The organism is Arsenophonus sp. ENCA, from assembly GCF_002287155.1.
In the GTDB taxonomy this organism is placed as follows: Bacteria; Pseudomonadota; Gammaproteobacteria; order Enterobacterales; family Enterobacteriaceae; genus Arsenophonus; species Arsenophonus nilaparvatae.
On record NZ_NHNG01000157.1, the window covers coordinates 1 to 5,704 of the forward strand.

The following is a 5,704-nucleotide window of genomic DNA, read 5'->3' on the forward strand; positions in this document are numbered from 1 at the left end:
CATCCAAAATCTCTGTGACAATAAATGCCCTACGTTCACCAATTTGCTTGAGATAATCGCAAAGGGAAACAGAACCCTCCAAGATAGGTAGATTTTGCGCTTTGACAAACTTACGTTTGGTGTGAGAAGGCGATTCCAGTTTGCGAGTAAATACGGTCATAAAAGATCTGCGTTTAAAACGAATAAAGCAAATTTTAATCGATAACATGAGCTTTTGCGACAGCCTCTTAGGGGGCGGGAGCGCAGAAATACGCTCTTGCTACCCGACCGTAAGTAGGCTCAACTCCGCTTCGCATAAACAACCTACGAAGCTATCAGCAAATTACAGGCGCAACTTCCCTGCCATCCGTTTCACAGACTTTTTTTGCTGATACCAAATTGTTAAAGAGCAGTTCCTCAGCAAACGCTGGCTATGGACTTTTTTTCATACTTCTTGCTTGGTGATTACAAACCAAGCCATTTAAGCCAAGCATCACGTTCCTCTGCGGGACGGTTAAAGTAGGCTTCTTGGACTATGCGGTTGAATTCAGGGAGGTATATCCACGTTTCACTTACTCGTGAATTAGGTTTGTTCGGGTCTTTAAAATCCACCACAGGCAATTTTTCTCGTTTAATCATCAATCTGACGGCTTCATCTGTCTTACCGATCAACTCGGAAAACTTTTCTATCGTCACTGCGTCAACGGGATATTGCCCTGTGTGGTCACTCTTAATCATCTGTGCCTCATCTCTTCCAGACCCTTCTAGACCGCTGTAGACCGTTCCTGACCCTTTAAAACATCAAAATAGAGCTTGAATCTGTTATGCTTAAAACTGGGTACATTTGCCGCGATTTAGCCGTTTTTGTTTGATTTATGCGGCATTTGCATGGATTTAAGTTGTTCTGATATGAACAACATCAGATAAGGTTATTCGGATATGAACAACATGTCAAGTCTTGGAGAAAAAATTAGAAAAATAAGAGAAGCAGAGGGGATTAGTAGAAGAGATTTGTCAACCATGCTTAACATACCGTATTCTTCACTAAACAACTATGAGGCAGGAAGGATACAAGTAACTGAAAATATTATGGTCAAAATAACCAATCATCCTCTTTTTAAAAAATATACGTTATGGCTAATGACAGGCGATATCGCTCCCGCTGCCGGCCAAATCGAGCCGGCTCTCACACATAGTGGGTTAGATCAATCAGAAGTTACAAGTCGAGCAAGAACGATAGCCAAAATGAAATCATCCCAATTCGACCAGAAGATTGGGTGATGCTGCACGAGTTCTATTTAGAATGGAAGAAAAAGCACTAAGTGTAGGTAGTTAGATAAAACGAAAGGTTATCTTGATAATTAGTTGGTTAATTAGAACGTTTCACTTAAAAGTGAGGGGGCTATTGAAAGAGGAAAGTAGCTAATTAATATACATAATTCATTGTTTATTAAAGTATTTTTTCATCTAAGTTAGAGGTAAGATAGCTTCTTACCTCATAATTTATCTAGTTCATCATCGGTTAGGCCAGTAGATGTTTTTATAATTTGCCGATCAACACCATTAGCAAATAATTGCCTTGCTAGTTGGCGTGTCGTTTCTTGACGGCCTTTTTCTAAGCCCTGCTGCAATCCCTCATTAACCCCATCCTGTCGGCCTAGCTGGTAGCCTTTTTGTTCGCCATCTTGCTGGCCTAACTGATAGCCTTCTTGCTTACCTTTTTCTTTCAATTGTTCTGCAATAGTCATAAAATCCTCCCGATAAGTCGGTGCTTTTTCTACAAGGATACGTATGAATCCCTCGCCGTCAATTGTATTCCCTGCTTGAGCTATATAATATAATAAACTCCTGCATTGTTCTTTGGAATACTGCCATTTTTCTATTAGAGTAGCTAACTCTACGGCAAGTTCCAACATATCGCGCGTTCGGATGTGCTTTTGTACCAGTTGTAAGAGTGCTACCCGGCGGTGAGTCAGGATCTCCTCATCCGGTATCGTGGTGATATCAACCAGCGGAAAGGCTTGCTGATACACTGTAGCTGCCAATTCTGGATCAGCAAAACAGTCCAGGAAGTTCGTGCTATAAGGATAAGGTGACGTAGCGCCTTGATAGAACAAGATCGGGATGACTACCGGCAAAGTGTTGTTATCTTGCTCAAGATGTCGCTGCATGGCTGCCACACTGTATCGTAGGAGCCTAAATGCCATTAGCTTTTCTGGCCTGCTCTGGTGTTCGACAACGCAATAGACATAACCTTCATGGCCCGTTATGGTCTTCATCGAATACAGCATATCTAAACATTGGGTGCGCAAGTCATCTTCGATAAAGCTACCTGATTCCATTGCAAGAGTGCTGAAATCGCAGCGCTCCCGAAGATGAGGTGGCAAATGCACTTCCAGAAAGTCCCGAGCTACAGCGATATCGCCTAGGAACTTCTTGAACAGAGCGTCGTGTTGGGATAGTGAAGTTTTTTTCATCGGCAAAGTATACCTTGGGAAGGTTGCGATATGCCATCAAAATCTCAGCTTCTTCAACGAGCTAGCGGAGTTTGTACTTATGCCGCAAGTCAGCGTATCGATAAACATTAAGACATTATTTGGCTGGCTTGAATGTGCAAGCTATCCATTCCCTCATCACGCTATCCATACTTTCCCGCTTGGACACAATCTGCCTAATGGCTCTCTGTGATAACAAACTACCGGTGTTTTTGATACTTTTGTTGAGGTGATGCGTGTATGTTGTATTGAATGATTATGCAATTTACCAGATGAGATATTCTTAAATATTCTGAAGGGGAAGGGGCTACTCCCGTAACCCCTTGAAATCATGGTGCCCAGAGGCGGAATCGAACCACCGACACGAGGATTTTCAATCCTCTGCTCTACCGACTGAGCTATCCGGGCAACGCCGCGCATTAAACCCTATTCCACACAACTCGTCAATGTATTTCCGGTAAAAAACGCGAAATCATGCTTATTTGCTGTTTTTTTGAACCACGAGATAATGACTATCTTTTTTGTAAATTATTTTTTTAATTTAATGCATCATTCTTTCTACATTTAGCAATAGTTAAGATATCTTCTGCTAGTAGTTTGGCGATCAAAACATCTTCAATATTTCTCTTAACCACTAATTTGCTTAGACAACCTTCTAAAATTAATTCCATTTGCTTAGCAACTTGTTCGCTGTCGTCTATATCTAGTTGCCTAAGCAGCTCGAGACTAAAATTAAATGACAATTTTTTTTGCTGTTCACTCAGTTGATGAATTGGATGCTCTGGATCTGGAAAAATACTGCATGCAGCAATAAATAGGCAGCCTGGAAAGCGATTATCGCTGACTTTTTGTGCTAACTGGTTATAACGGGCTAATAGTTTTTCTTCCGGCGAAAGTTGGTCATTGAGTTGTATCTGTCGGTGCCAGGTCTTAATTTGTTGACTATGGTGACGTAAACAATCATAAAGCAACGCTTCATTATTTGGCCAAAATTGACGCGATTTATTGAATTTTACTTTAAGTTTATTAAGTAATATTTCAATATTACAGCTAAGGCCATGTTGTTCTAACAGTTGTAGTACAGAGTTCAGTACTTGCTCACGTTGCATATTTATTTCCCTTGCCGTTGCGTAATTTGTACTAAATGCTGATAGAACATTTTGCTATTCATAAAACCATAAACCCGTGAATTAGGTAATTCGATACCTTTATCATCATAGAAAATAATGGTGGGTAATCCATAGACATCGAGATATTGTAAAAGAGATTTTTGTTCAGCATTATTTTCTGTCACATTGGCTTGCAGTAATAACATATTATCCAGTTTACTTTTGACCTTGGGATCACTAAAGGTATATTTTTCAAACTCCCTACAGGCGACACACCAATCAGCATAAAAATCAAGCATAACTATTTTGCTAGTATTATTGTTTATTGCTTGTTTGATTTCTTGCCAATTTTTTACCTGTTTAAATTTTAAATCCATATGGCCTTGTGGTTTTGATATGGCTGGTATTTGCCAAATTCCATTTTGTAGCGGCTGGGCTGCTATGATAGCTAATAGTAAAAATAAGATCTGTCCAATCCGCGCCCAGCCGTTATGTTTCTTAAGTAATAGAATGAACACCCATATACAAAATGCAGTTATCAATAAACTGCTTAACCTAAGACTCCAGATCTCGCCAAAAATCCGCTCGAGTAAGAAAATGGGTAACGCTAAGATCACAAAGCCAAATGCTTCTTTAACATATTGCATCCAAGGGCCGCTACGAGGAAGTAGTCGATGGCCAAATAATATTATGCCAATAAGTGGCAGCCCCATACCTAATGCATATAGGTAAAGTGTTAGACCTCCGATTAACAGATTTCCGCTTTGGGCAATATAAAGCAAAATAGCACTGAGTGGCGCTGTGGTACATGGAGAACAGATAAGTCCGGCCAGTGCGCCCATAATAAATACACCAAAATAAGATCCTGCTTTTTGGTGATCGCTCCAATTAATCAGTTTTGTTTGCAGTGAAGATGGTAGCTGTAGGTTATAAAAACCAAACATCGAAAATGCCAGCAGAATAAACAGAACGGAAATTATGATCAAAACATAGGGGTGCTGAAGTGCGGCTTGAAATGATAAACCGGCCGCTGCAACAATTAGCCCCAACAGGGTATACGTGAGAGCCATTCCTTGAACATAACTAAAAGCTAACCAAAAAATTTTTATTAAACTTTTGGGTCTTTGCTTACCTAATATAATACCTGAAATTAAAGGGTACATCGGTAAGACGCAAGGAGTAAATGCAACACCAATACCGAATAGCAGTGCCCATAAAGGTGAAAAAGGTTGCTCTGTTTTTCCGCTAGTCGCTTTTTGCGCTAACGAGTTAGCGTTTGATTGAACAAATTTACTGGTGGCTAGAGATTTTTTGGTGGCAATGACGGAGCTAAGTGGAATAATTTTTGTTTCTGGTGGATAACAGTAGCCGGCAGCTGCACACCCTTGATATTTCACTTCAATATTGGCTTGGTCTGTGGCACGGATGATAGGAATATTAATAACTAAATTATTAAAATAAACAACTGTTTTACCAAAAAATTCATCTTCATGATATTTTCCTTTTGGTAATTGATATTTACCGAGCTTGGCATAATTGGGAAGGAATTTTATCTGTTTTTGATAGAGATAATAGCCAGGCTGTATTTGCCAGTTCACTATCAATTTGTTGTCTTTTTGTTCAAAATCAAACACGAATGCTTGATCAGCAGAGAGCAATTGATTCATTCCTCCTTTTTCAAAAATAGCATATGCTGCGGTTGATAAAAGGAATGTCCCGCACAGTATTAGTAATAAGCCTAAAACATAAACACGTCTCTGCATAATAGATTTAAAAATAGCTGTTAAGTTTAAAATAAGATAATTATTGAACTATAACCTACTGTTTATCGATTGGAAAAGTTTTAGTGGCTAATTTGTTTAAAGAATATTGATTGTTACGATAAAAATTCAAGGACTTTAGGTCCTTGAATCAGATTTTTCTAACATTAAACTAGTTGCTGAATAGAGACTTGCATTTTTTGTCACGCTATTGAGAATAAAAAGAGGTTTAACTTAGAGAATAAAGGTTTGAAATGATCAACAAAGAGCGGCTGTTACGAGATAATCGTTTATGTAAAGCAATCATTGGATTATCAGTCGAAGAATTGAAAAATTTAGCCGCTGAATTTTCAGCTTGTTA

5 protein-coding genes, 1 tRNA gene and 1 pseudogene are annotated in these 5,704 nt (G+C 39.1%); 1 reads left to right on the forward strand and 6 read right to left on the reverse strand.

Annotated features, from left to right (window positions below; genetic code table 11):
- Positions 1 to 208, reverse strand: a pseudogene (locus CBG25_RS04245) (hypothetical protein); the annotation flags it as partial.
- A gap of 236 nt (positions 209 to 444) precedes the next feature.
- Complete coding sequence (locus CBG25_RS04250; RefSeq protein WP_290604825.1) at positions 445 to 717, reverse strand: Cox family DNA-binding protein; 273 nt, start codon at positions 715 to 717, stop codon at positions 445 to 447.
- A 210-nt stretch (positions 718 to 927) separates the two neighbouring features.
- Here CBG25_RS04250 and CBG25_RS04255 point away from each other — a divergent pair, with 210 nt between their 5' ends.
- Complete coding sequence (locus CBG25_RS04255) at positions 928 to 1,260, forward strand: helix-turn-helix transcriptional regulator (RefSeq protein WP_290604827.1); 333 nt, start codon at positions 928 to 930, stop codon at positions 1,258 to 1,260.
- A 215-nt stretch (positions 1,261 to 1,475) separates the two neighbouring features.
- On the opposite strand, the gene CBG25_RS04260 is transcribed toward CBG25_RS04255, so the two are convergent.
- The 4 genes from CBG25_RS04260 to CBG25_RS04275 all read right to left on the reverse strand — a co-directional run bounded on the left by CBG25_RS04260 (position 1,476) and on the right by CBG25_RS04275 (position 5,346).
- Positions 1,476 to 2,456 (reverse strand): Rpn family recombination-promoting nuclease/putative transposase, encoded by a 981-nt coding sequence (locus tag CBG25_RS04260; RefSeq protein ID WP_290604829.1) that lies wholly within the window; start codon positions 2,454 to 2,456, stop codon positions 1,476 to 1,478.
- Positions 2,457 to 2,806: 350 nt separating this feature from the next.
- Positions 2,807 to 2,882 (reverse strand) — tRNA-Phe (locus CBG25_RS04265).
- Positions 2,883 to 3,010: 128 nt separating this feature from the next.
- Positions 3,011 to 3,583 carry a transcriptional regulator gene (locus tag CBG25_RS04270; RefSeq protein WP_290604831.1) on the reverse strand — a complete coding sequence of 191 codons (573 nt, stop codon included), beginning with the start codon at positions 3,581 to 3,583 and terminating at the stop codon, positions 3,011 to 3,013.
- Between the two features lie 2 nt (positions 3,584 to 3,585).
- On the reverse strand, positions 3,586 to 5,346 hold the full coding sequence (locus tag CBG25_RS04275) for a protein-disulfide reductase DsbD (RefSeq protein WP_290604833.1): 1,761 nt from the start codon (positions 5,344 to 5,346) through the stop codon (positions 3,586 to 3,588).
- Positions 5,347 to 5,704: the final 358 nt, after the last annotated feature.